The 25,373-nt window shown below is 45.1% G+C and carries 25 protein-coding genes; 19 read left to right on the top strand and 6 right to left on the bottom strand.

The features are described from left to right. Positions 1-29 precede the first annotated feature (29 nt). From urtB to VPNCDNU1_RS05915, 12 genes are all read left to right on the top strand, one after another. The gene (urtB, locus tag VPNCDNU1_RS05970; protein ID WP_104399519.1) at positions 30-1,634 is read left to right on the top strand and encodes an urea ABC transporter permease subunit UrtB; all 1,605 of its coding nucleotides are present in this window, start codon (positions 30-32) and stop codon (positions 1,632-1,634) included. 8 nt (positions 1,635-1,642) lie between these two features. Beyond that, a complete protein-coding gene (gene urtC, locus VPNCDNU1_RS05965) occupies positions 1,643-2,791 on the top strand; it encodes an urea ABC transporter permease subunit UrtC (RefSeq protein WP_104399645.1) in 1,149 nt (382 codons plus the stop codon). After that, the gene (gene urtD, locus VPNCDNU1_RS05960) at positions 2,791-3,612 is read left to right on the top strand and encodes an urea ABC transporter ATP-binding protein UrtD (protein WP_104399518.1); all 822 of its coding nucleotides are present in this window, start codon (positions 2,791-2,793) and stop codon (positions 3,610-3,612) included. The genes urtC and urtD overlap by 1 nt, the downstream gene beginning before the upstream one ends. Then, positions 3,612-4,307 (top strand): urea ABC transporter ATP-binding subunit UrtE, encoded by a 696-nt coding sequence (urtE, locus tag VPNCDNU1_RS05955; RefSeq protein ID WP_104399517.1) that lies wholly within the window; start codon positions 3,612-3,614, stop codon positions 4,305-4,307. Before urtD ends, urtE begins: the two co-directional genes overlap by 1 nt. Further along, positions 4,304-5,221: an urease accessory protein UreD gene (locus VPNCDNU1_RS05950; protein ID WP_104399516.1), complete on the top strand. Its 918-nt coding sequence runs from the start codon at positions 4,304-4,306 to the stop codon at positions 5,219-5,221. The genes urtE and VPNCDNU1_RS05950 overlap by 4 nt, the downstream gene beginning before the upstream one ends. A gap of 38 nt (positions 5,222-5,259) precedes the next feature. Then, positions 5,260-5,898 (top strand): urease subunit gamma, encoded by a 639-nt coding sequence (gene ureA, locus VPNCDNU1_RS05945; protein WP_104399515.1) that lies wholly within the window; start codon positions 5,260-5,262, stop codon positions 5,896-5,898. Between the two features lie 147 nt (positions 5,899-6,045). After that, a complete protein-coding gene (ureC, locus tag VPNCDNU1_RS05940; protein WP_104399514.1) occupies positions 6,046-7,749 on the top strand; it encodes an urease subunit alpha in 1,704 nt (567 codons plus the stop codon). A 15-nt stretch (positions 7,750-7,764) separates the two neighbouring features. Next, a complete protein-coding gene (gene ureE / locus VPNCDNU1_RS05935; RefSeq protein ID WP_104399513.1) occupies positions 7,765-8,235 on the top strand; it encodes an urease accessory protein UreE in 471 nt (156 codons plus the stop codon). A gap of 49 nt (positions 8,236-8,284) precedes the next feature. Beyond that, positions 8,285-8,863 (top strand): HupE/UreJ family protein, encoded by a 579-nt coding sequence (locus VPNCDNU1_RS05930; RefSeq protein ID WP_167404733.1) that lies wholly within the window; start codon positions 8,285-8,287, stop codon positions 8,861-8,863. A 14-nt stretch (positions 8,864-8,877) separates the two neighbouring features. Further along, a complete protein-coding gene (locus tag VPNCDNU1_RS05925) occupies positions 8,878-9,594 on the top strand; it encodes an urease accessory protein UreF (RefSeq protein ID WP_104399511.1) in 717 nt (238 codons plus the stop codon). Positions 9,595-9,622: 28 nt separating this feature from the next. After that, the gene (gene ureG, locus VPNCDNU1_RS05920) at positions 9,623-10,234 is read left to right on the top strand and encodes an urease accessory protein UreG (protein ID WP_104399510.1); all 612 of its coding nucleotides are present in this window, start codon (positions 9,623-9,625) and stop codon (positions 10,232-10,234) included. Positions 10,235-10,351: 117 nt separating this feature from the next. Further along, entirely contained in the window at positions 10,352-12,403 is a 2,052-nt protein-coding gene (locus VPNCDNU1_RS05915; protein WP_104399509.1) for a PAS domain-containing protein, read from the top strand. Between the two features lie 106 nt (positions 12,404-12,509). Here the strand turns inward: VPNCDNU1_RS05915 and bluB are convergent, their stop codons facing one another. Beyond that, complete coding sequence (bluB, locus tag VPNCDNU1_RS05910) at positions 12,510-13,154, bottom strand: 5,6-dimethylbenzimidazole synthase (protein ID WP_104399508.1); 645 nt, start codon at positions 13,152-13,154, stop codon at positions 12,510-12,512. 380 nt (positions 13,155-13,534) lie between these two features. Between bluB and VPNCDNU1_RS05905 the strand changes: the two genes are divergently transcribed. Continuing rightward, positions 13,535-14,440 (top strand): DMT family transporter, encoded by a 906-nt coding sequence (locus VPNCDNU1_RS05905; RefSeq protein WP_104399507.1) that lies wholly within the window; start codon positions 13,535-13,537, stop codon positions 14,438-14,440. 186 nt (positions 14,441-14,626) lie between these two features. After that, positions 14,627-15,472, top strand: a complete 846-nt coding sequence (locus VPNCDNU1_RS05900) for a pirin family protein (protein WP_104399506.1) — start codon at positions 14,627-14,629, stop codon at positions 15,470-15,472. 111 nt (positions 15,473-15,583) lie between these two features. Here the strand turns inward: VPNCDNU1_RS05900 and VPNCDNU1_RS05895 are convergent, their stop codons facing one another. The 5 genes from VPNCDNU1_RS05895 to VPNCDNU1_RS05875 all read right to left on the bottom strand — a co-directional run bounded on the left by VPNCDNU1_RS05895 (position 15,584) and on the right by VPNCDNU1_RS05875 (position 20,573). Then, positions 15,584-16,687 carry an ABC transporter ATP-binding protein gene (locus tag VPNCDNU1_RS05895; protein WP_104399505.1) on the bottom strand — a complete coding sequence of 368 codons (1,104 nt, stop codon included), beginning with the start codon at positions 16,685-16,687 and terminating at the stop codon, positions 15,584-15,586. A gap of 81 nt (positions 16,688-16,768) precedes the next feature. Continuing rightward, on the bottom strand, positions 16,769-17,503 hold the full coding sequence (locus VPNCDNU1_RS05890) for an N-acetylmannosamine-6-phosphate 2-epimerase (RefSeq protein WP_104399504.1): 735 nt from the start codon (positions 17,501-17,503) through the stop codon (positions 16,769-16,771). Between the two features lie 4 nt (positions 17,504-17,507). Then, positions 17,508-18,323 (bottom strand): carbohydrate ABC transporter permease, encoded by an 816-nt coding sequence (locus VPNCDNU1_RS05885; RefSeq protein WP_104399503.1) that lies wholly within the window; start codon positions 18,321-18,323, stop codon positions 17,508-17,510. After that, the gene (locus VPNCDNU1_RS05880) at positions 18,323-19,201 is read right to left on the bottom strand and encodes a carbohydrate ABC transporter permease (RefSeq protein WP_101109956.1); all 879 of its coding nucleotides are present in this window, start codon (positions 19,199-19,201) and stop codon (positions 18,323-18,325) included. Before VPNCDNU1_RS05880 ends, VPNCDNU1_RS05885 begins: the two co-directional genes overlap by 1 nt. 55 nt (positions 19,202-19,256) lie before the next feature. After that, the gene (locus VPNCDNU1_RS05875) at positions 19,257-20,573 is read right to left on the bottom strand and encodes an extracellular solute-binding protein (protein ID WP_104399502.1); all 1,317 of its coding nucleotides are present in this window, start codon (positions 20,571-20,573) and stop codon (positions 19,257-19,259) included. Positions 20,574-20,837: 264 nt separating this feature from the next. Here VPNCDNU1_RS05875 and VPNCDNU1_RS05870 point away from each other — a divergent pair, with 264 nt between their 5' ends. From VPNCDNU1_RS05870 to VPNCDNU1_RS05850, 5 genes are all read left to right on the top strand, one after another. Continuing rightward, complete coding sequence (locus tag VPNCDNU1_RS05870) at positions 20,838-21,548, top strand: GntR family transcriptional regulator (RefSeq protein WP_104399501.1); 711 nt, start codon at positions 20,838-20,840, stop codon at positions 21,546-21,548. Between the two features lie 159 nt (positions 21,549-21,707). Continuing rightward, a complete protein-coding gene (locus tag VPNCDNU1_RS05865) occupies positions 21,708-22,367 on the top strand; it encodes an HAD family hydrolase (protein WP_104399500.1) in 660 nt (219 codons plus the stop codon). Positions 22,368-22,370: 3 nt separating this feature from the next. Further along, the gene (locus VPNCDNU1_RS05860; protein WP_104399499.1) at positions 22,371-22,787 is read left to right on the top strand and encodes a hypothetical protein; all 417 of its coding nucleotides are present in this window, start codon (positions 22,371-22,373) and stop codon (positions 22,785-22,787) included. Between the two features lie 344 nt (positions 22,788-23,131). Then, complete coding sequence (locus VPNCDNU1_RS05855; RefSeq protein ID WP_104399498.1) at positions 23,132-24,346, top strand: HD-GYP domain-containing protein; 1,215 nt, start codon at positions 23,132-23,134, stop codon at positions 24,344-24,346. A gap of 212 nt (positions 24,347-24,558) precedes the next feature. After that, the gene (locus VPNCDNU1_RS05850; RefSeq protein ID WP_104399497.1) at positions 24,559-25,296 is read left to right on the top strand and encodes a hypothetical protein; all 738 of its coding nucleotides are present in this window, start codon (positions 24,559-24,561) and stop codon (positions 25,294-25,296) included. Positions 25,297-25,373: the final 77 nt, after the last annotated feature.

The raw sequence follows: 25,373 nt of genomic DNA, 5'->3' as shown, positions 1-25,373 counted from the left end.
GGGTCTATTTGCTTAGCACGGACACAATAATGCAATTTTTCCGATACTTTCTACTTGGGCTGATGTGTTTATCTTCAGCGCAAAGTATAGCGAGTACAGAGGTGAGCGCGTTCAGCGAACTGACACCTAAATTACTCAGCCGAAAATATGAAGAACGTAAAAGTGCCGCGGACTGGCTGGTTGAAACCCAAGCGGAATTAGCCAAACCCGTTTTAAGCCAATGGCTTAAAGGCTCACTGTACGTCCAGCCCTCTTCTCACTCTCTCTATTCCATCACCTCGTTTAAAAAAGGGCAAACAGCCGTTCAGATTCCCAATGGTGAAAAAACGGTTATCCAAAACAAACGGGATTTTAAAAAAGCAAAACTAAACAACAAGCTTCGAAGTTATCTGCGTCTGCAATTGGCTAAAATAGATCTTCTTTCTCCACATGATGATATTCGCCTAGCTGCCAGTAAAAGATTAATAGGAACAAAAGATCCATCAATAATCGCCCTCATCTCCAAGCAAGAAAAAATAGAGACAAACGCAGAGATAAAACAGCTTTTAACTCTCAACTTGAACCTAGATCTGGCGAAAAATGGAAAAGGCGAGCACCAACTTGAAGCCATTAAAAAAATCGCAGAAAGCAAGCAAGATGCTGTTTTTCAAGTCCTCAATCAATTGCAAAATCAAAATACTGATGCTGCTGTTTTAGAAGCTACTAACAAGGCAATAAACCAATATCAAGAAAGCCAGCGTTTGTATTCAGGCATCGAGACGCTTTTCTTTGGCTTGAGCTTGGGTTCGGTATTGGTGCTTGCTGGCATTGGATTGGCGATTACGTTTGGGGTAATGGGCGTAATCAACATGGCGCATGGCGAATTGATCATGATTGGCGCTTACACGACTTACGTCATTCAACAAATCATGCCTTCTTACCCAGGAATAGCGCTGCTCCTCTCTATCCCTGCTGCTTTTATGGTCTCAGCACTCGTCGGCATTACGATTGAACGAAGTGTTATTCGTCATTTGTATGGACGACCTTTAGAAACATTGCTGGCGACTTTTGGTATCAGCCTCATTTTACAGCAAGCCGTACGCTCTATTTTTTCACCGCTCAATCGATCTGTCACCACACCGGAATTTCTGTCCGGTTCATTGGAAATCAACCCCATGCTCGCCCTAACCTACAACCGCCTTTACATCATCCTATTTTGTATTGCAGCGTTTGCAGGTCTCATGATGATTTTGAAGAAAACGCCACTAGGTTTGCAAGTGCGCGCCGTTTCTCAAAACCGTCCGATGGCTAAAGCAATGGGTATTCGCTCAGAAAGAGTCGATATCATGACATTTGGATTGGGATCGGGTGTCGCTGGAATAGCAGGCGTTGCTTTGTCTCAACTTACGAATGTTGGTCCTAACATGGGGCAAGCCTACATCATCGATTCTTTCATGGTGGTGGTTTTTGGCGGGGTTGGCAACTTGTGGGGAACACTCGTCGCGGGCCTAAGTTTAGGCGTATTTAATAAAATACTGGAACCATGGGCGGGTGCCGTACTCGCGAAAATACTGGTTTTGGTTTTTATTATTCTCTTTATTCAAAAACGTCCACGCGGATTATTTCCACAGCGCGGCCGTGCGGCTGAAGGGTAATCATTATGATGAGTTCAAGTACAGCATCATCATCTAACTCCATCATTTGGAATGCACTGAGCAGCGACAAGGGCAGCAAAGCCACACTTGGTACCATTATTTTGCTTCTAATACTGGTGCCCTTTTGCAACCTAGTCTTGCCACAAGGACACCCATTGCATATCGAAACCTTTACCGTTTCATTAATGGGTAAGTACCTCAGCTACGCATTACTTGCTCTGTCTGTCGATTTAGTTTGGGGGTACCTCGGCATACTCAGCTTAGGTCATGGCGCCTTTTTTGCTCTAGGTGGCTACGCCATGGGTATGTATCTCATGAGGCAGATAGGTGACCGCGGTGTCTATGGTGATCCGGTATTAGCCGATTTTATGGTCTTCTTAAACTGGCAAGAACTGCCTTGGTTTTGGCTAGGGTTTGATCAGTTTTGGTTCGCTGCCCTCATGGTACTTCTTGTCCCTGGCTCTCTGGCATTTATCTTTGGGTACCTTGCTTTTCGCTCTCGTGTATCGGGTGTTTATCTTTCGATCATGACACAGGCACTCACCTACGCTTTGATGCTGGCATTCTTTAGAAACGAGATGGGGTTTGGTGGAAACAACGGTCTGACCGACTTTAAAGACATTCTCGGTTTCAGTTTGCAGCAAGACGCCACAAAGCTGGCTTTGTTTATGTGTACAGGTATCGCTCTTATTGCTTGTTACATCTTATGTAAAGTGATCATTCAAAGCAGATTGGGACGCGTCGCTTTAGCCATTAGAGACACCGAATCCCGAACCCGCTTCATGGGTTACGACGTCGACAACATCAAGCTCGGCATTTTTGTACTCTCTGCCATGATCGCAGGATTAGCTGGCGCATTCTACGTTCCACAAGTCGGCATCATTAATCCGGGTGAATTTGCGCCTATCAACTCAATCGAAATCGTGATTTGGGTGGCACTCGGTGGAAGGGCAACACTCTACGGTGCAGTGGCTGGCGCGATTTTGGTCAACTACGCCAAAAGCTGGTTTACCGTCGAATTCCCAGAAATATGGTTGTTTGCCCTTGGGGGATTATTCGTTCTTTCCACCTTGTATCTTCCTAAAGGCGTGGTCGGTGCGTTGGCGCAATTGCCCTCATTAAAAAAACGACTTACAGCCAGTAAGGAGACCTCCTAATGCTAACCACTGAACTGATGAGCCGCGACAAAGTGTTTAGCTTTATGCAGCCGAACATCCACCCACTCGTCGACACGACTCATAATATTCTGCTTTACCTTGAAGGTGTCAACAAAAGCTTTGATGGGTTTAAAGCCATTGACGATCTAAACCTCTACATCAAAGAGGGAGAGTTACGCTGCATCATAGGGCCAAATGGAGCGGGAAAAACCACCATGATGGACATCATCACGGGCAAAACCAAACCAGACAGTGGGCAGGTATGGCTGGGTTCCAATCTCAACCTGCTCAAAATGAATGAAGCCGACATCGCAAACGCAGGCATAGGCCGTAAATTCCAGAAGCCCACCGTAATTGAGTGTCTGTCTGTTTGGCAAAACTTAGAACTCGCGATGACCGGTGTTCGAGGTTTATGGGGCACGTTCACAGCAAAACTGAATGCCGAGCAAGCTGATCGTCTTGAATCCGTATTGGAACTTATCCACCTAAAAGATCAATCAAATCTCTCTGCTGGCAACCTATCTCATGGGCAAAAACAATGGCTAGAAATAGGCATGTTACTCATGCAAAGCCCCAAGCTTTTACTGGTGGACGAACCTGTCGCGGGAATGACTCACCAAGAAATGGACAGAACCGCTGAGCTATTGAATGGCCTCGCTGGCAAACATTCGGTGGTGGTGGTTGAACACGATATGGATTTTGTTCGTTCTATCGCATCGCACGTAACGGTGTTGCATCAGGGGCATGTTTTGGCAGAAGGCAGTATGGACAAAGTACAGTCGGACTCAACAGTAAAGCAAGTGTATCTGGGGGAGTCATAATGTTAGAGATAAAAAACGTCGATCAATACTATGGTGAAAGCCATACTTTGTGGGATCTAAGCCTTACCATTCCCAAAGGTGAGTGCACGGTCTTGATGGGCAGAAATGGCGTAGGTAAAAGTACGCTATTGGAGTGCATTATGGGGCTTACCCCTATCAGAAGCGGTGATATTGAACTGAATGGTGAAAGCATTGCCCAGCGTAGCGCCGAAGATAGGCCAAGGCTAGGCATTGGGTATGTGCCTCAAGGCAGACAGATCTTTCCAATGCTCAGCGTAGAAGAAAACCTGTCTGTCGGCCTTCCCATTCGGGATAAAAGTGACCGAAAAATACCGAACTTCATCTACGAAATTTTCCCCGTACTCGAAGAGATGAAGCATCGCCGAGGCGGTGATCTCTCCGGAGGTCAGCAACAACAACTTGCCATTGGGCGAGCCTTAGTAGTCAACCCAGAGCTTTTAATATTGGATGAACCAACGGAAGGCATTCAACCCAACATCGTGCAAGAGATTGGCGACATCATACGCATGCTTAACGAAAAGCTTGGGCTCACCGTACTGCTTGTAGAGCAAAAACTGCCTTTCGCCAGAAAAGTAGGTGACCAGTTTATATTGTTAGATAGAGGAAGAATGGTCGCGTCCGGCAATATGGACGGTCTCAGTGATAAACTGATTTCGGAGTACCTGACTGTATGACGCTTGTATTCGACCAAAACGTTTCTCTTAAGACAGGGGTCTCTAACAAGACAGAGGATCCTATAACGCGACCCTCCTCTTCGGGTTGGCAAGCCAGCCTGAATTTGGTTTTCTCCCCCACCCAAAACAAAACCATTTTGAGCCATCGCGAACAACGAGGGCCGCTTGCTGTTCAGCGCCCCCTCTATCCCGAAGGTAAGGTTTGTCACTGCTACTTACTTCACCCACCCGGTGGTGTGGTGGGTGGCGATTCGCTCACCATTAGCACTCACGTCGAATCGGGCTCACACGCCCTAATTACCACACCAGGCGCGACAAAGTTTTACCTATCAGATGAACATACAGCGACTCAAATCCTTCATCTGAAAGTAGAAAACGGTGCAACCTTAGAGTGGTTTCCTTTAGAGAACATTTATTTTTCCGGCGCCATTGCCCGATTAAATACCCGAATAGAACTTGAAGAAAATGCCCAATTTATGGGATGGGAAATGCACTGTTTTGGTCGCCCTGCACTGAATGAGGGATTCCTAAAAGGAAAACTATCAGGAAGAACTGAGATATTAATCAATAACAAACCCTATTTAATCGAAGGACTTGATTATCAAGGTAGAGATAAGCTTTTTTATAACAATGGGTTACAAGGAAACCCCACCATGGGGAGTTTGTATATTTCAGGGGCAGACGATGAAATGCTCAAGTTGGTACAAGCCTTGCTCCAGTCCATTGAAGAAGAGCAGGAAAATCAGCCCAACACCTTGATTATCGCTGCTACGTGTTTAGAGGATTTAATGGTCGTACGCGCATTGGGTAAATGGTCTGAAGACATTATGGGTACCTTTATACAAGTGAGGGCACTGGTAAGAGAACACTGGGGGCTACAACCCTCTGTCGTGCCAAGGATTTGGGCGATGTAAGAAAGAAACCTAAGGGTTAACAATGAAAAGGGATAAGAATGGAACTCACCCCCAGAGAAAAGGATAAACTGCTGATTTTCTGTGCTGGAATGCTGGCATCTCAGCGCAAAGAAAAAGGGCTAAAACTGAACTACCCAGAATCCATCGCGTTTATCAGTAGCGCCATCTTGGAAGGTGCGCGTGAAGGGAAAACCGTATCCGAATTAATGGACTTTGGGCGCACACTATTGTCGGTCGAAGACGTGATGGAGGGGATCCCTTCAATGATTCCCGATGTACAAGTTGAAGCCACATTTCCAGATGGCACCAAGCTGGTTACGGTACACGACCCAATTTCCCAGCGAGCCCTGCCCGACATTACCAATGATGAAATCATACCGGGTGAACAACAAACCCCAGACGAAGACTTGGTGATCAACCACGATAGAAAAACGGTGTCTGTCAACGTGCAAAACCACGGTGATCGCCCCATACAAATTGGCTCTCACTACCATTTCTATGAAGCGAATGATGCCCTTCACTTCGACCGCGAAGCCACTCTCGGTTTTAGGCTCAATATTCCTGCGGGCACCGCTACTCGGTTTGAGCCTGGCCAGTCACGCACCGTTGAGCTTGTCGAGTATTCGGGGTCAAAAACCATTTATGGGTTCCAAGGCAAAGTGATGGGGCGCGTTTAAATTTGTAAGCGGTCAAGTAAGCGGTCGAGTATTTAACCACGTGTTCTCAAACACTCAAATGTTCTCTAAATACCCAAGTGACCTCTAAATACCCAAGTGACATCTAAATACTTAGGTATTAGAAAAACAAGAAACAAGGAAGTTCTAATGGCAACGATTTCAAGGCAAGCCTACGCAGAAATGTTTGGTCCAACAATTGGGGACAGGCTAAGACTCGCCGACACCGATTTATGGCTAGCCGTAGAGAAAGACTTCACGACCTATGGCGATGAAGTGAAATTTGGTGGCGGAAAAGTCATTCGCGACGGAATGGGGCAAAGCCAGCGTCCGTCGGCAGAAACGCCCGACTTAGTTATCACCAACGCTGTCGTCCTTGATTATTGGGGCATAGTAAAAGCCGATGTGGGCGTGAAAGAAGGTCGAATTGTCGCGATAGGTAAAGCAGGCAATCCAGATGTACAACCTAATGTGGATATCATCATCGGTCCGGGAACGGAAATTATCGCAGGTGAAGGGTCGATTTTAACGGCAGGCGGTATCGACTCGCATATACATTTTATCTGCCCACAACAAATTGAAGAAGCCCTTGCATCCGGAGTCACCACCATGATTGGCGGAGGGACAGGACCCGCCACCGGAACCAACGCAACCACGTGTACACCCGGTCCTTGGAATATGCATCGCATGCTGGAATCTTTGGATGCTTTTCCTATGAACTTTGGTTTATTGGGTAAAGGTAACGCCAGTCAACCTGAAGGATTACGAGAACAAGTTGCTGCGGGCGCGGTTGGTTTGAAGCTCCATGAAGATTGGGGAACAACACCCGCATCCATCGACAATTGCATGAACGTCGCAGAAGAAATGGACGTGCAAGTGGCCATTCATACCGATACCTTGAACGAGTCCGGTTTTGTAGAAGCAACGCTCAATGCGATTGGCGATCGAGTGATCCACACTTACCATACAGAAGGGGCTGGTGGTGGACATGCTCCAGACATCATCCGTGCATGCGGCGAATCCAATGTGTTGCCTTCTTCGACCAACCCTACTCGCCCTTACACCATCAATACGGTGGATGAGCATTTGGACATGTTAATGGTTTGCCACCACCTTTCGCCCTCCATTGCAGAAGATGTGGCATTTGCCGAATCGCGTATTCGCCGCGAAACCATCGCGGCAGAAGATATTCTTCACGACTTAGGTGCGTTTTCAATGATTGCTTCCGACTCCCAAGCAATGGGGCGAGTTGGGGAAGTGATCACCCGTACGTGGCAGACTGCGCACAAAATGAAAGTCCAGCGAGGCGCTTTAGCTGAAGATAGCGATCACAACGACAATTTTCGTCTCAAGCGCTACATTGCCAAATACACAATCAACCCAGCAATCACTCATGGAATGGTGCACGAAGTTGGATCGATTGAAGTGGGTAAGCTCGCCGATTTAGTGCTCTGGAAGCCGCAATTTTTTGGTGTGAAACCTAGCTTAATCATCAAAGGGGGAATGATTGCGATGGCACCAATGGGCGATCCGAATGCTTCTATCCCTACCCCTCAACCGGTTCACTATCGTTCTATGTTTGCCAGTTATGGCAAAGCGGCGAGCTCCACATCCATGTTGTTTGTGTCTCAACAAGCGGCTGATGAAGGCATCAATGAAAGGCTCTCTCTCAGTAGCCAGATCGGCATCGCGAAAAACTGTCGATCTATCAAAAAAGCCGACATGAAACTTAACAACTGGCAACCCAATATTGAAGTCGACTCCCAAACCTATCAAGTCAGAGCAAACGGACAATTGTTGATTTGTGAACCTGCCAGCGAGCTGCCGATGGCTCAGCGTTATTTTTTATTTTAATCAAGGATATATCTTGTGATTGAGCTAACCCATTTTAACAACACTTTCACGGAATCCCCAGATGTTTTCCTCAGCTTGCCCATTGAAAAGCGCATCAAAAGCCGCCTACGCGTTGTTTTGGATGATGGTTCTGAAGCGGGTCTTTTTATACCTCGCGGTTACACGCTTAGAGATGGCATGCAGCTAAAAAGCGAATGTGGAAAAGTAGTGGAAATCAAGGCTGCGCCGGAACCTGTTTCCACAATTTATTGTGATGACCCATTGCTCCTCGCTCGCATGGCATATCACTTAGGGAATCGCCATGTGCCATTACAAGTGACACAAAACTGGCTCCGGTATCAGCATGACCATGTCCTCGACGACATGATCCAAGGGCTCGGTGGAAAAGTGCAATCAGAAATGGCGCCATTTGAGCCAGAAGATGGCGCTTACGGAGGGTCATCAAGTGGGCATCAGCACGGATCTCATGGCTCACACCAGCACTAAACCCAACAATTTCATTTTAAAACCAGCTCTAATTAAAAGGATTTACATTATGAAAATACTTTATTCGCTTGCGGCTATAACCAGTTTACTTGTGGCGGCTCCGGCTTCTGCACACGCCGTTCATACTGAGCATATGACAATCTCATCATCATTTTTTAGCGGCTTATTGCACCCTATTCTCGGCATCGACCATTTATTGATGCTCGCTGCAATGGGGTTGTTAATTGCACGTCAACTGGCCACCACGGCTAAAGTCACGCTTTCTACCATTGCGCTGGCGAACTTAACTATAGGGTTAGGCGCTGGGTATTTGTTTGGCGGATTTGCCAGCATGGAAATCATGATCGCACTCTCACTCGTCGTTTCAGCCGTACTCCTTTGCTCGCCTGAAAACACATTTAAGCCTTGGTCAAGCAGCTTGACCGCGCTTTGTTTTGGTTTGCTTGCCATGCATGGGTACGCGCACGGTGTTGAAGCCTCTGGCCACATTGTTGGTTTTGGCGCTGGAATGTTCGTTAGTGCTGCCGTGTTGATTGTGCTATCTCACCGAATTGGGGGTGTGGTCTCGTCTCGCTGGGCATCGTGGAGTATTGCAGCGGGCAGCCTTTTGTTCGTCGCTTTAAGCTAAGTCAGCATAAGCCTATGTCAATTAAAGAAAATTCGTCAAATGATGAACACTCGCCAACTGATGAATACTCGGGAAACGTTGCACTTTATCGACTTTTTCAACTCTTCAGCCCTTCGTTACCTATTGGTGGTTTTACGTATTCCCAAGGGCTCGAATGGGCTGTAGAAGCGAATTGGATAAAGAGCAAGCACGATATGGTGAATTGGCTAAGCGTTGTTCTAAGCCATTCAATGACGACCCTAGAGCTCCCTGTTCTTCGGCGTCTATTCCGTGCAGTAACCCAGCAAGACCACAATGCGGTTGCGTACTGGAATGCCCATCTATTCGCGTGTCGTGAGACTTATGAATTCAGGGCTGAAGAGCGCCAGCGCGGAGAAGCATTGTTCACGTTGCTAAGAAACCTCGGAGTCACGAAAGACTCCGTTTTAGATAACCCTAATCAGCTGCACGGTTTTTGTTTAGCGGCGCATCACTGGCGAATTGAAGAAGAAGCACTACTTCAAGGTTACTTATGGGGATGGGCTGAAAACACAGTCATGGCTGGCGTAAAGCTTATCCCACTCGGTCAAACTGCTGGACAAGAAGCTTTGATTGAACTTTCAAGTGCGTTCCCTAATGCCATCGAGCGTTCAAACACAATTGAAGACCATGACATCTCAGCTTGTACTCCTGCTTTGGCCGTTGCGAGCTCTAAACATGAAACGCAATACACCCGTTTATTTCGCTCTTAAGCGAAAAACAGCAAGGAAAATTAACGATATGGAAAGCTATAAGCAACCATTAAGAATAGGCATTGGCGGACCTGTAGGTTCGGGAAAAACGGCCTTATTGGAAATTCTATGTAAAAACATTCGCGACAGGTTGAACATCGCGGTAGTCACTAATGACATTTACACCCAAGAAGATGCAAGGATACTGACCGAAGCAGAAGCACTATCACCAGATAGAATTATCGGAGTCGAAACGGGAGGTTGCCCACACACGGCGATACGTGAAGACGCCTCTATGAATTTGGCAGCCGTGGATGAGTTAGCCAAGCGACATAAAAACCTTGATGTGGTGTTTGTAGAAAGCGGGGGCGATAACCTCAGCGCAACATTTAGCCCAGAGTTAGCCGACCTGACCATATACGTCGTTGATGTTGCTGAAGGGGAAAAAATCCCTCGAAAAGGCGGACCTGGGATCACTCGCTCGGATCTATTGGTGATCAATAAAATAGACTTAGCGCCCTATGTGGGTGCTTCGTTGGAGGTTATGGATAAAGACACATCGCGAATGCGACCTAACAAACCTTACGTATTTACTAACCTTAAACAGGGCATAGGGTTAGACACTATTATTGATTTCATCATTACTGAGGGGATGTTGTAATCCAATCCATGCTCATTCTCTTGATCAAGTTGTATAACCTTAATTCGTCGACTAACTTTTATCTTTAGGTACATGTACATTTTAGATCGATGAATCATTTAGGGATTAAGGAATATTATGCCGCCAAAAGCAACGGATGCTGTCGATAGCTCTATGAGCTTTCCACTTCTTGCCAGCGTATTTCACAGCATCCCTATTATGGTTGCAGTATTGGATAGCGACCTAAGGTACATTGTTGTCAGCCAACAGTATTTGGACTTTATTCGTTCCACCAGCGAAAAAGTCCTCAATAAAACTGTAAAAGAAGCATTGCCTCCCCCAGTTTACGCTAATGCCGCTCCATTGCTTGAGCGAGCACTGAATGGCGAATCCATCAGTTTCGAAGTTGAGTTACCTACCGAAACTGACAATAAAAGATTCATTAATATTCAATACCAACCCCGATTGGATACAGAAGGCACCCAAGTAGGTGTTGTTATGAGTGGTATTGAAATCACCTCTTTAAAAAAGACAGAGCTAGAAAAACAGCGCGTTCAGGAATATCTCAATACAACATTCAATTCTATCGGTCATGGAATTGCCATTATAAATACCGAGCGAGAACTCGTTTCGAGTAACCCTCCGTTCCATCGAATTGTTGGGGAACGATTAAGCGAAATCGATGGGTTACTGCAGAATCAGCCATTTGGTCTTGTGGATTGTTTGTGTGATTTAGGTTGGCGACGCTGCCCAGAATTTAGCCAGTTTGTATCCGGCAGTACATCAAAAGAAGTATTTGAGCCACACTCCCTACTAGTGAGACAAGACACGTTCATCGGTTTCAAAGAGTTGGATTTGGAAGGTGGCAGCAAATGCTATGTTTTCACGGATGTCACCCAACAGATCAGAGATAAGCAAAACCTCATTCAACAAATGCAATACAACGCAGCCATCATTGATAACTCACCTAACCTACTCTGCGTTGTTGATCGGCTTGAATTTAATATTCAAATGTTAAACCCAGAAGCATTCAAGCGTTGTGGACGTAAACAAGATGACGTAGTGGCTAGAAATTGGTTTCGTGTTTTTGCCGACGGCTACTGGACGCCTGAGGAGGAAAACCAGATCATCGTAAAACTGCCTTCCGATGTTTTTGACGTCACCAACCAAGACCATAACGGCAACTCTATGACCGTTCATTGGCGATTTGTCAGCCTCGATGATCAATCCAACAGAGTTCTGTGCTTTGGTTCAGACGTTACTCAACTCAATGAAACTCAACTCGAATTGGAATCACTCAACCAAAGCCTAGAAAAGAAAGTTAGGGAACGCACCCAGTCTCTAGAAACGGCAAACGAAGAACTCCAATTTACCTTGAAGAAACTGCAAGAAACGCAGCAACACCTAGTCGAAGCTGAAAAAATGGCCTCACTCGGTGGCTTGGTCGGCGGTATTGCCCATGAAATTAATACCCCTCTTGGTATCAGTGTTACAGCAACCAGTTTCCTTGAAGAAAATGTTCAATCTTTACTTAAAGGCTTTGAATCGGGCAACCTCTCAAAAGCACAGTTTTCTAAAGTGTTGTTGTCGTTACAGCAGTCAACTGAAATATTAACAACCAACCTTCAAAGAGCAGAAAAACTCGTCTGCAGTTTTAAAGAAGTGGCCGTAGACCAAACCAGCCAAACAGCGTATCAGTTCAATATGAAAGACATTTTGGAAAAGCTGCTGCTGTCTTTGTCTCACGAGATTCGAGTAGCCAAAGTGGCCGTGCACCTTGAATGCCCAAATGACATAGACATAGAAAGTTACCCAAGTTCATACATTCAGATATTCACCAATTTGATCACCAATAGTATCCGCCATGGGTTCGATCATTGGGACGGCCCACGAAACATTTTCATTAATATCACCGTAGAAGGTGAGCAGCTCAACATGGACTATCGAGACTCTGGGAAAGGCGTTGCAGATTCAGTGAAAGATAAAGTATTTGAACCTTTCATCACCACCAAGCGAGGAGGTGGAGGCAGTGGATTAGGGGCTAACATTATCTACAACATGGTTGTCCAACTTCTTAAAGGCAACATTCAATGCGTAACTGAACAAAAACAAGGTGCTCATTTTGCAATTCAAGTTCCACTGCATTTGGAATTGGAAAAGCCAAACGATGACATTGCATCTGCGGTTTAGCTTGGCAGGGTATAAGTGTGGTTAATACCGCTAGGATAAGATAATAAAACACAGAGAAACCCCGTATTTTATTATCTTAAAAGCTCACATTGTTTGTTTATCTAAACTAACGTTTGAAATGTTCACGATGAATAACAGATTCCAAGCTACTCCTAGACAGCCAACCCGCGGTTTCTAGCTCTGGTTTGCTTTTAAACTTATCGACATAACCGATACACAAATAGGCGACTATGGCTTTTCTTTCAGGAATACAAAGCGTCTCCCTTAAGGCAGCATCATTGAGGATACTCACCCACCCTACCCCCAGGTTTTCAGCTCGTGCAGCTAACCAAAGGTTCTGAACGGCACATACAGTGCTATACAGATCCATTTCTGGTTTAACCGTTCTACCAATCACAGTTGGTCCATTTCGCTCTCTATCACAGGTCACGCATATCCCCATTGGCGCTTCCATTATTCCTTCCAGCTTGAACGATTTATACTGCGACTGCTTATCTTTAGAAAATTGCTCCGCTGAGAATGCGTTCGCTTCTTCAAAATCGCGTTTTATCGCCGATTTTGTTTCCGGATTAGTAACCAATACAAAGTCCCATGGCTGTGAAAAACCCACACTGGGGGCATGATGCGCAGCCGTAAGCACACGCATGAGCACCTCTTCAGGAATCGTATCTGGTTTAAAATCTCTGCGAACATCCCGGCGGCAAAAAATGGTTTTGTAAACGGCTTCCCGCTCTTCTTTAGTTATATTCATCGGTAATTACCTGTGTTTTATTTATATACCCTTATGGGTATTACGCAATCAGCTCAATAACTTAAGCGCAGATTTATAGTAACGAGAAAAAAAGGCGGCGTCAGTGGCCTTTGTTTGATCTTTACTGTGCAACAAGTTAATTACATTGCATAAAACACTTGCCATCATGAATGGGCTTCGGTAGGTTAAAAAGTGACTATTCATTAAGGTCTATTACCCATGAACCCTTGCACTCTATCACTCTGGCTCCTTTCACTAATGCCAATCAGTCGGTAGAGTTTTCTATGTCTGGCTGTGAGCGACGCAGCCGGAATCAAGCGCCATTTCTCACAGCCCAACGTCCTTACATTCGGGAACGTTTTTACACTAGGGAAAGAGAAATGAGCAACACAGCTACAGCAGAACCATCCATACAGTATCGACAAGGCATTATGTTTGCTTTGGCGGGCACCGCTATGTTTTCAATTAAGCCTGTCTTAATCAAACTCGCTTATGATTTTGGTGGCGACGCCACGTCTATTATGAGCCTTCGAGCGCTGAGTTCTCTCCCTCTGTATTTGGTGATTCTTTTCTGGCTGTGTCGCAACCAAACGTCTCGACAATCTCTTAGACAATTTGGTTGGCAAGCCGCGCTAATCGGCGTGCTTGGCTACTACTTTGCTGCCCTACTGGACATCCTTGCTCTTGAATACATTTCTGCACAACTGGAGCGCTTAGTGATTTTCCTTTTCCCCTCATTTGTTGTCGCGATCAGCTGGATATTTATGAAGGAGAAACCTAAGCCGCAAACACTCTCCGCTATTTTGTTGGGTTACGTCGGTGTCGCATTTATCGTGACCCACGATATGCAGCACATGGGGGATAAAGTCTGGTTGGGGAGTTTGATGGCAGCGGGTTCAGCACTGATTTTTGCAGTCTACTTAGTGCTAAGTAAAAAGCTCATCAGCAATATGGGTAGCCAACTCTTCAATAGTGTTGGTATGGCAAGCGCGGGTGTCGCCATTATGGGTCAGCACTTTTATCAAGATGTTGCACTGTCTGAACTCAGCTCAGAACTGATTGTTCTTGGTATTGCTATAGGGGTGTTCTGCACTGTAGTGCCTTCCTATTTTATGGCGGCAGCCATGGCTCGCTTAACCCCTTCCATTTTGAGTGTAACCAGCAACATCGGTCCATCCATTACCGCCCTGTTTGCTATCACGCTGCTCAACGAGGCCTTTACAATTTATCATGCGATAGGCATGGGTTTAGTTATCTTTTCGGTTTGGCGGATAAACAGAAAATAGGACACAAGAAACGGGCAATAGGAAGCAAGAAGCAGGAAATAGAAAGCAAACACTGCACTTTTTGAATGACAAGACCTTCTTTGTCATTCAAATTTTTCGAACAACTCTCTCAAAGTCTTCCTATCATCTTGATGATGTGGGCACCTTATACTGGCAGCATTAATCGCAGTTCATATGAGGTGAAATATGTCCACCAGAGAAATTCGTCAGATCATTTCTTCAAAGGCAACATCCGATGGAGATGGAGTAAAAATTCGCCGTGTAGCTGGATTCAACAATCAGGCATTTTCGCCGTTTTTGATGGTTGATGAATTAAAGTCCGACGACAAAAAAGACTACGTTGGCGGATTTCCCCCGCATCCGCATAGAGGCATTGAAACACTTACGTATATGATGGAAGGTCATTTCCAGCATAGAGATCACATGGGAAATGTCGGTGAGCTAAAAAGCGGTGGAGCACAGTGGATGGCAGCCGGTAGAGGCGTGATACACAGTGAAATGCCTATTATGGAAGATGGTAACTTGCATGGTTTTCAAATTTGGATCAACCAGCCATCGAAAGACAAAATGAAACCCGCTCAATATTTCGACTTCCAATCCGAAATGGTGACAGAGTTTGATGCAGAGAATGGAAGCCTAATTCGGCTGCTTGCTGGAGATTTGGTTGTGGATGGCGAAGCGTTACAAGGTCCGCTCAGTAAAACCGGTGTACCTGCAACTGTAGCGGATTGGCGCGCCCCGCAGCACGCGTCCGTTACATTGGCAACGCCTGCTGAATTTAACATGATGGTTTATGCCTACAAAGGAGACGTTACCGTTGGTGAGCGTCTTGTTAAGCAAGGTGACATGGCATTGTTGTCTGCTGGGGAAACAGTGGAAATACGTTCGCAAGGGCAAACAGGAACACTAATTTTTGCAGGGCAGCCTATTAACGAACCGATTGTTCACTACGGTCCTTTTGTTATGAATTCGATGGAAGAAATCGAGCAAACCATCCGAGATTATCAATCAGGGCTTTTTGATACATACTAAAGCTTTACCTTCAAAGGCTATACGTACAAAAGCATTTGTAGGTAGCACTTAATCATACTTGTGTCTCTTGTACGTTTTGCTCAAGAGACACGCATGTATCACCTATATCCATTAGGTTTCGATTCTCAATTCAGTCGCTTTATCGAAAAACACCGCTTTGCTGATGTCCAATACCGCTGAAAATACTTCGCCCATTTTCACATCGGCTTCCGCAGGACAACGTGCAATGATTTCCATTTCATTGATCTTTGACGTTACCAGTACATCAGGCCCTGTTGGTTCTAACACTTCAACGCTTAGCGACAACGCATTAACAGCGCTAGGTTCGACAGCTTGAATGTCCTCCGGGCGCACGCCCATGATGAGTGTTTCACCATCATACTTTCGGAGCCCAACAGGTAGCGGGATATGATTGTTGCTGCCTTGCACTCCGTTAAGCTTGCACAACGGATTATCAGACGAATCAAGTTCTACTGTCACCTCAATAAAGTTCATCGAAGGCGATCCCATAAATCCGGCCACAAACAGATTGTTAGGCTGTTTATAGATTTCCTTAGGTGTGCCAAGCTGCTGCACTTCGCCATCTTTCATCACCGCAATGCGATCAGCCAGCGTCATGGCTTCAATTTGGTCATGTGTTACATAGACAATGGTGGTTTGCAGCTGCTGGTGTAAGCGCTTAATTTGCGTACGCATGTCCACACGAAGTTTGGCATCTAGGTTTGATAAAGGTTCGTCGAACAGGTAGAGCTTGGGTTTACGTGCTAGTGCGCGCCCCATCGCCACTCGCTGGCGCTGACCACCTGATAGGTGCGCGGGTTTACGATCCAATAAATGTTCGATTTGCAGCATATCGGCAACACGTCGAACTTCCGTTTCTATTCGGCTTTTTTCCCATTTGCGAATTTTGAGCCCGAAAGCAATATTGTCGAACACCGTCATATTTGGATAAAGCGCGTATGACTGAAAGACCATGGCAATGTCTCGGTCTTTCGGCTCGACTGCACTCACTTCCTGTTCATCAATAAAAATTTCACCAGAACTAATGGATTCTAACCCTGCGATGGTATTCATCAGGGTAGATTTTCCGCAACCAGAAGGACCGACCAGAATAAGAAACTCTCCTGATTCTATGGCGATATTGATCCCCTTAAGCGTTTCCTGTTCCGCATTGGGGTACGTTTTTCTAATTTGCTGCAATCGAAGTGATGACATCCTGTTTTCCTTTTACTTCTTTTTATTGGCTGCTCGTGCTATTGGCGACCTAATTTATGGCTGCTTAAATCGTATAACAGCTCAACCTTTTGGCGAATTGGCTTGCTGGTTGTTTTGTCTTTGTTCATACCCTGAACGAGCATGCGCAACAAACCATTCCGTCACCAACTCTGGTCGGGTAATCGCTGTGCCAACCGTGCAACTCCACGCACCTGCTTTTAACGCATTTTCGACAACATCTGGAGAGTTATAACGCCCTTCAGCCATCACTCTAAATCCTTGCTCAGCCCAACGTTCTACAAGGGCAATATCGGGGTCACTTGGGACAATGTCTGTGGTGTATCCAGATAATGTAGAACCAATGAGATCGCATCCCAACTCCGCAGCCATTACGCCTTCTTCAAACGTAGAACAATCCGCCATTACGCGCTTCCCTTGCGATTGAACAAGCGCGACAAGTTCCGCAAACGGGACTGGTCGCTTACGTAACGTCGCATCTATCGCAATAATGTCTGCACCGGCATTGATCAAGCCGACCACATCTTCTTCAATTGCCGTAATTCGCACTGGGTACTGTTCAAAATCGCGCTTAACAATTCCGATGATTGGCACCTCAACATGAGGGCGTACGAATTCAACGCGGCTTACACCTTCTATTCGCAACCCACTCGCACCACTCAAGATCGCCGTTTTTGCATAGGCCAGCACAATGTCATCGCGATCCATTGGGCTACCTTCAACTGGCTGACAAGATACGACCAATCCACCGCGCAGCGCATTTATTACAGGTACTGCTTCACTATGATCCTTTTTCATATTGTTATCCTTTCACTGCGCCGCCCATAACGGACTGACCAATTTGCCTATAAATCAAAAGCCCCAATAAAGTCGGAGGCAAAGTACCAATAACCATAACGGCTGCGGCTACTCCCCATTGAACACCACCGCCTCCGGCAGCAAAGAAGAAGGAGGCGCCCACAGTTAACGGTACGGCATCTTTGGTTGTCAGCATTAATCCAAACAGAAACTCATTCCATGCTGTAATAAAGCCGAAAATCAGCGTGGTCGCTAACACGGGCTTGGACATAGGAATGGCAACACTCTTCAGGAAGGTAAATGGGCTTGCACCATCCACTAAAGAAGCTTTATCAAGTTCGGCTGGAATGTCGTGAATGGCATTTATCGACATCATGAGTGCTAGCGGCAAGTTCACAATCGCCAATATCAAACCCAATCCCAATTTGCTGTCGAGCAAATGCAAAGGTTGATACATCATATAAAGTGGGATCGCGAAAATAATAAGCGGTACTGCTCTCAGGTTTATCACAGCAGGCATGAGAATGCGTGTGCCATATCCTTTTCGCACCATTACGTAAGCAGCAGGAAAACAAAACAGCAACGGCAACACCGCTCCTATAGTTGCAACCACAACGCTATTCATTAAATAAGCGATAACGTCGAAACGATCGGAAATAGCAAAAACTTGAACGTAGTTTTCCATTGTCCAACTTTCCACCCAAAGGCTCGCATTGCTTGCGATTTCTGCATTCGACTTAAACGATGTCAGCAACGTCACCAGTACGGGGAAATTCATCAGAAGCGCTGCGACAATAAATATAATCCAACGACCTATCATTACTGCGCTCCTTTCTTCTTCGAAGAGAAGTAGTTCAGTGCAAAGAGCACCGCAAAAGTCACAAACAGTAGCAACATGGAAGCCGCCACGGCTTTACCAATATTGCCTTGTTTAAAGAACGCGAGGTAAACGTAAATGGAAAGGCTAGTGGTCGAGCCCCCTGCACCACTTCCCGTTAACACATAAACGTTGTCGAACACTCGAAACCCATCAATGAACCGAACAAACAACGCAGTAAATAGCGCAAGTTTCATGAAGGGTAATTCGATGTTCCAAAACAATTTCAGACCATGGGCACCATCTAATGTGGCTGCCTTGCGAACATCTTCAGGTATGGCTTGATACGCCACATGAAACAGAAGAACAGCGAAAGGCGTCCATTGCAGGATCTCGATGGTCATTAATGTGTAAATGGCATTGTTTGCATCTAAGAATGCAGGGCTATCGCCAAACCATTCCCACAGGTAAAACGGAACAGGACCAACAAACTCATGCAACACTAGGCGATACATCAATCCGACCAACGCGGGCGCTGCCATCATTGGCATCATAAGTATTGCCATCAACCAGGGGTGCTTTTTCAGCAATGGGGCTAAATACACCGCAAGGAACAAACCCAAACTGCATTCAATGAGTGCAGTGACAAAACCAAATTTGAATGAAAAATGGGTCGCCTTCCAAAACAGCGGGTCGTTAACAACATCAACAAAATTCTTAAAACCTTGTAATTCGGGGGAACGAAGGTTTTCAAATGTTACTCTCGACACGCTGTATACGAGGTCGGCAACCAAAGGAAATCCCAGAAATAAAATCAGGAACAACACCAAAGGCAACGTAAACAGTCGGCTTTGTTTATCGTGATTAGGGGCTTGAAGCATACTATCCACTCTTATTCTGGGAGGCAGTACAGCATGATCTGCCTCCGATTATTCGCTACTTAAGCAGCTCTTTCATGGCTTTTTCGGTATTCTCTAAGGCTTGGTCCAAGCTCTGTTGATCAGCCCAATACCCTGTAAACTCCCTTGCTTGCACTTCATAGACCGTCAGCGCGTTGCCAGATGTACCGCCATTCATTACGAAGCCGTAACTGCCCGCGTATTCACCCAAAGTTTTCAGATCCGGTCTTTGTGCAACGATGTCGTCAACAACGTTTTCTTTCAGTGCAGGGTTACCGCCTGCCAATGCATAGGCTTTGGCAGCTTCTGCCGTCGCAAGCCAATTTAGGAACTTAAGTGCTCCAGGTTTGTTGGTGGACGCTTTGTTCAAACCGAAACCAAGACCATGAACATGAGTGAATCGTCCATTTGGTCCTTTGGGTGGTGGCGCTATGCCTACTTTGTCAGCAATGGCTGGATTTTTACTGGCGTCAGTTAGGTCACCTGCCGCTGCATTCCACTGGAGCATTGTCGCCGCTTGACCTGCACCAAACGCAGCGTTGGCTTCTGCATATTCGTAAGAAAGTGAATCTTTTGGAGACGTACCTGCATCGTAAAGATCTCGGTATCGCTTAAGCGCACTGCGGTAACCCGCAGAATTCACCACTACGTTTCCGTCTGCATCTAACCAATTACCGCCATACGCTTTGGCCGCCGAATGCCAAACCATCATGTTGAACAATAGGTTTTTCATTTGTAAAACCGTACCGTAGCGAACAGGGCTCTTTGAATTCTGTCTTTTTGCAAAAAACTGCGCTGTCACTTTATAGTCGTCCCAATTCCAATCTTGCGGTGCAACTGGGTCCATTTCTTTACCAAACTCTTCTTTAGCCAGTGCGCGGTACTTTTTCTTCCAACTTTCGTTCGAAAGTAATGTGTCAATTAAGTCGGAGCGGTAGTACATGAAATGAAGCGAAAGGTCGGTAGGAACACCATATTGCTTGCCTTCGTATTGCATGGTGGCAAGCACTTTATCGTCGTACGCTTCGTTTGTGGTTAGCGTAATTGGTTCCATATAAGGTGAGTATCGACCGAGTGAATAGGTCGCAGTAAGATTGATATCAAACTCTGTGGTTCCGGCAGCAAGATCGGATTGCAACTTATCCCAGAACCCTTCGCGGTTGAAGAATAACGCTTCAACTTTGTCGTTTTCACTCACTCCGCTCTGCGCGTTATACATTTCAATGGCTTTTCTTAACGCCGTTTCCTCTGGGCCACCTGGCCATCCAAGCACCGTGACTGCCGCTGAAGCCTGACTGGCCCACATAACAGCCAGAGAAAGTGTGGCGATTTTCATTACTGATTTACGAATCATGTCCATTCTCCCTTTCGTCCATAACCCTAATTGTAGGTTGCATATTGAGCTTCACTTACAACACATTGCTCAATACCTCACCTATAGAATTAGTTCATATGGTCTATTTTTACAATCCCTTTACATATCTTTGATGTTTCATTATTGATACAAAAATCACTTTAATTGGTGTTTTCACGAAATAGTGGTGATTATTGGGTTGAGACATGCGCTAACGTTCATTAGGATGAAGTTATTGGTCTATACCGATTCAGGGGAAAATTGATGACTAAAAGAGCGAACGTTAAAAACGAACTCATGAAATTTATTGCGGATAGTTCACCGGGTATGCGGCTGCCTTCCGAGCGTGAACTCAGCAAGCGATTTGATGTGGCAAGGGAGACGTTAAGGCGCTGCTTACTCGAATTGGAAGCTGAGGGGCGGATCGTAAGAAAGCTTGGAGCAGGAAATTTCGTAGCAGACCGACCTGAAACAAAACAGCTTTCACTGCGTTCTTTCTCGGAAGAAATGCTGGCAAAAGGGCTAAAACCATCAAGCCGAATCATTTCCACCGAAACAATTTCTGCTGGTGCAAAAATAAGCCAAATGCTCAATGTTTCACCTTCAGAATTGGTTTATAAGGTGGTACGGATTCGTTACGCGAATGAACTGCCGATGGCGATGGAGACCGTCTATCTTCCGTGCCAACTTTTGCCTAAATTTGACCCAGAACGCCTTACGTCCGAATCGCTCTATACCATTTTGGAGCGCGACTACCAATTGTCTCTAAATCAAGCTGATCAGTTTATTGAAGCAACGGTCGTCGAGCCTAAAGAAGCCGCTCTACTCAATGTTGCCCCTTATAGTGCTGGCTTATTGATAGAACGTAAAATGATGGCTGCCAACAACACCCCCATTGAATTTTGTAAAACACTCTACCGCGCCGACAAATACAAGTTTGAGGTACAAATTCGAAGACCTGCACATACCACCTGAATTCGGGTATATGTTTACGCTGGTATTTATTGCTCTATACCAAGTGTTAAAGGTGTGGAAAAGGTCATCAACACCCTATGGTGATAGGTCACTTTTTTCTGCTGTTTTGTAATATTCTGTGTCACAATGTGACTTCAATCCCAACTAACTCAATCATATATGAATTACCAAGCTGCAATCTTCGATATGGATGGGCTCCTTCTAGACACAGAGCGAGTTTGCATGTCCATTTTCAAACAAGCGTGTGACACATTAAATATCCCATTTCTTGACGAAGTTTACCTCTCGATCATCGGGCGAAATTCAGCGGGTATTGAACAAACTTTACGTGCAGCTTATGACCAATATGTCGAATACTCCAAGTTGCATGGTGAATGGAAAAAACACTACGACGACGTTGTCCTGCATCAAGCTATCCCAGTCAAGGAAGGGGTGATCGACCTTTTAGAGTGGTTTCAGAGCCAAGATATTAAGCTGGCTGTGGCAACATCGACAGGTAAAGAAGTAGCAAAGGTTAAACTGCGATTGGCAGGGTTAGATACATACTTCGAAAACGTCACGACAGGCTGTGAAGTAAAAAATGGTAAGCCAGATCCAGAGATTTACCTATTAGCAGCAAATCGAATTGCGGTCGAACCTAGGCAATGCCTCGCATTTGAAGATTCCAATAACGGTGTGCGTTCCGCTGTTGGAGCAAACATGAGTACCTTCCAAATTCCAGACTTGGTACAGCCTTGTTCAGAAATAAAAGCCATGGGACATCATGTTATGCCCTCATTGAACGATGTCTTAGTACATCTGAAAGCGTTGAGTAATTAAACAATGCGTTCACTAAAAATTGGGCTTTCTTTGGTGGCCTTGGTCATAAGTCTAATCTCTGTGTGGCTTTTTCTTCCACCAACCAACAGGTTAGACAAACAAGTTGCGAATCAACCGCTTCAACAGCCTTTTTCATTCGTTGGGTATAAAGTTATATCAAGTGACCCTTCTATCGACCCTATTTACCACTACTTTATTGTTGATGGTGATTTGATTGTTGATGGTGATTTGGTCAATGATACTCAACCCTTCTTAATCACCGCCGATCCTTTTGTTAAATTGAATACATTTGATGAAAGCACCATACATATTTCAGTGACAGGTAAAATAGAGCTTTATAACAACGATCTTTGGGTTCCCAAAAGTGATGGGAAAGTTCACCACTGGTACGTAAATATGCACTCCAAATACATTAGATAAACATTATTTAAACAGCAATTTTGCATATAACCATGTAAAACATGTGACTTTTCTGCTGCTTATATTAATGCTTATAACAACAGTAAATTTCCGTTACTTTGTTTCGTTTTTATTAATCAGCTCATCACATATATGAGAAACAAGATGTAGATCTCAATAAAGATTTGTTTTTTTGTAATGGCTCTCTCCAAAATTGCGGAAGATCACCTAAACTTGATCATGTACCGAGCATGGAATCTCGGAATTCAAAAAAATTCAACTTAGCCGTAATAGATCCTCAAAAATACTGATTTCAAAACATGTATTTTTTCTAAATTTATACGACGATTATTGGTTATCAATTGATGCAATACAAACCTGAAAATTCTATAAAGATCGCCATCGAACATCTAAATGTAGGGATGTTTGTCACGGGAATTGAACAAAGTGAGCGGGTAAACCTCTCCAATGCTGGTCGTGTTTCAACTCAAAAAGCCATTGCTCAACTGGTAGACAGTGGCGTTCGTTTTGCTTGGGTGGATGAAAAGTTATCCGCGAGCAATTGTGTTTTCAAGCCCGTTGCCAATACAAACAACTCAGAGGAAAAGAAAACCTCAACTGACGCTCAATCTACACGCGCAAAAAAAATGCCTAGCCGTGAGATTAGACAAAACAAAGCAAAAAAACTGATCGCCGAAGCTAAAGGCTTGGCTCAGAAATTGTTGGCCGAGACATTTGAAGGGAACAGTTTCGAAGTTGATGCACTCGAAGAGTGGGCCGACGATGTCATTGAAACCGTTTTAGTTGATTCCGATGCCATTAAGTGTGTCTCTGCACTTCGAAACAAAGATACTTACTTGCTCGAACATTCCGTTAACGTCGCATGCTTACTGGTGACGTTTGGAAAGTCTCTAGGCATGGATAAAGTGATGCTTCGTGACATGGCGATTGGCGGGATCATACACGATGTAGGCAAAATCAAAGTGGATGATAAAGTCCTCCATAAACCTGCCAGATTAACGCCTGAAGAATTTGAGCATATGAAGCTTCATCAAGTCTATGCTGGTGAAATTATTGATAATGTCGAAGGGCTCAATCAAGTCAGCAGAGACGTTTGCCTAATGCACCATGAAAAGCTTGATGGCAATGGTTACCCAAATGGCTTGAAAGGCGATGAGATTCCTATTCACGGCAGAATGAGTTGTATTGTTGATATCTATGATGCTCTCACTGCACATCGCTGTTACAAAGCCGGCATGAGTTCAGCCGAGGCATTTAAAATATTACTGAGCTTGACCCCCTTTCATCTCGATCAAGATTTGGTGTACAAGTTCATCAACTGTATTGGTGTCTACCCGGTTGGATCGTTAGTAGAGTTAAGCGATGGTCGAGTGGGTATAACTTGGACATCAAACAGCCAACAGCCCCTTAAACCGGTGGTTAAATGTTTCTATTCTCGTAAATTTAAGCGGTTTACCGATGTCGCATTTGTGGATCTTAAAAGCGGCAATATCAAAATCGAAAGTGCTATCTCCCCCAAAGATATCGAAGTCGATCCTGCACCATTTTACGATGTTTAACAGAGATCGTATCTCCTCATATCAGGCAGCACCGTAGCTGCCTTCTTAATCTATACTCAAACACCCAAAAGATGCGTATTTCTGAGTAATTTGTTTGAGTATAAAACCAAATTGCTTGGAATCCTGACAAAGGCTTACACCCCGCTGATAGTTTCTCTCCTTGTGATCTGTTAAAAAAACAGTTGTTCATTTATCAGACGAAGATATTCATCATGAAATCACTGTGCACCTTGAAACCCCTACGCACCTTGTACCCCCTGCGCACTTTAAACCCCCTGCGCTTACGCCCTTTCATCCTTGCTTCATTTCTTGGGTTATCTGGCTTTGCATCCGCTGAATTAGCGCCCAAAGAATACGCGTCTACATGTACGCAAGAGTTATTAGAAGAAGTTGGGATGAGTAATTTAGATGCCACGGTATTTCGTGTTATGGATTCTGGCTCAACAGCCGAAATAACAGGTGTAATATGTGATGGAACATTACAGGCTGCACAAGAAATGTTGGATGACCACCCTAACTTGAACAAACTGATCTTTTTAGACGTAGGTGGCTCGGTAGACGATGTAACCAATTTGAAGCTCGCAACACTGATCCACTCTTTAAAGCTGCACACACATGTTTCTGATGCACTAAATCAAAAAGACGATAAAGGTTATGTAATTCGAGGTGGCGTAGCCTCAGGCGGAACGGACCTCTTTTTAGCAGGTACAACTCGAACCGCAGACAAAAACGCTTATATTGGCGTTCACAGTTGGGCGTCTGGCGACTATCAGGGTAATGAGCTACCTCAAACTCACCGCGACCATCAACCTTATATTCAATTTTACAAACTCATTGAGCTTCCGAAGCCAGAAGCATTTTACTTCTTCACTCTTGAATCGGCTGACGCAGATAATATGCATTATATGACTCACAAAGAGCTACTTACCTACCAAATAGTGACTCAATAGGCTTTCTGGCTTTCTGGCTTTCTGGCTTTCTAAGAAGTGTTGCTTTTCCCAGCTATTCCTTTACAGAAACGCCCAAT

It is taken from the genome of Vibrio penaeicida, from assembly GCF_002933855.1.
GTDB lineage: Bacteria > Pseudomonadota > Gammaproteobacteria > Enterobacterales > Vibrionaceae > Vibrio > Vibrio penaeicida_A.
The sequence above is the reverse complement of the archived record's forward strand: the minus strand, read 5'-3'. Positions and strand labels throughout refer to the sequence as shown.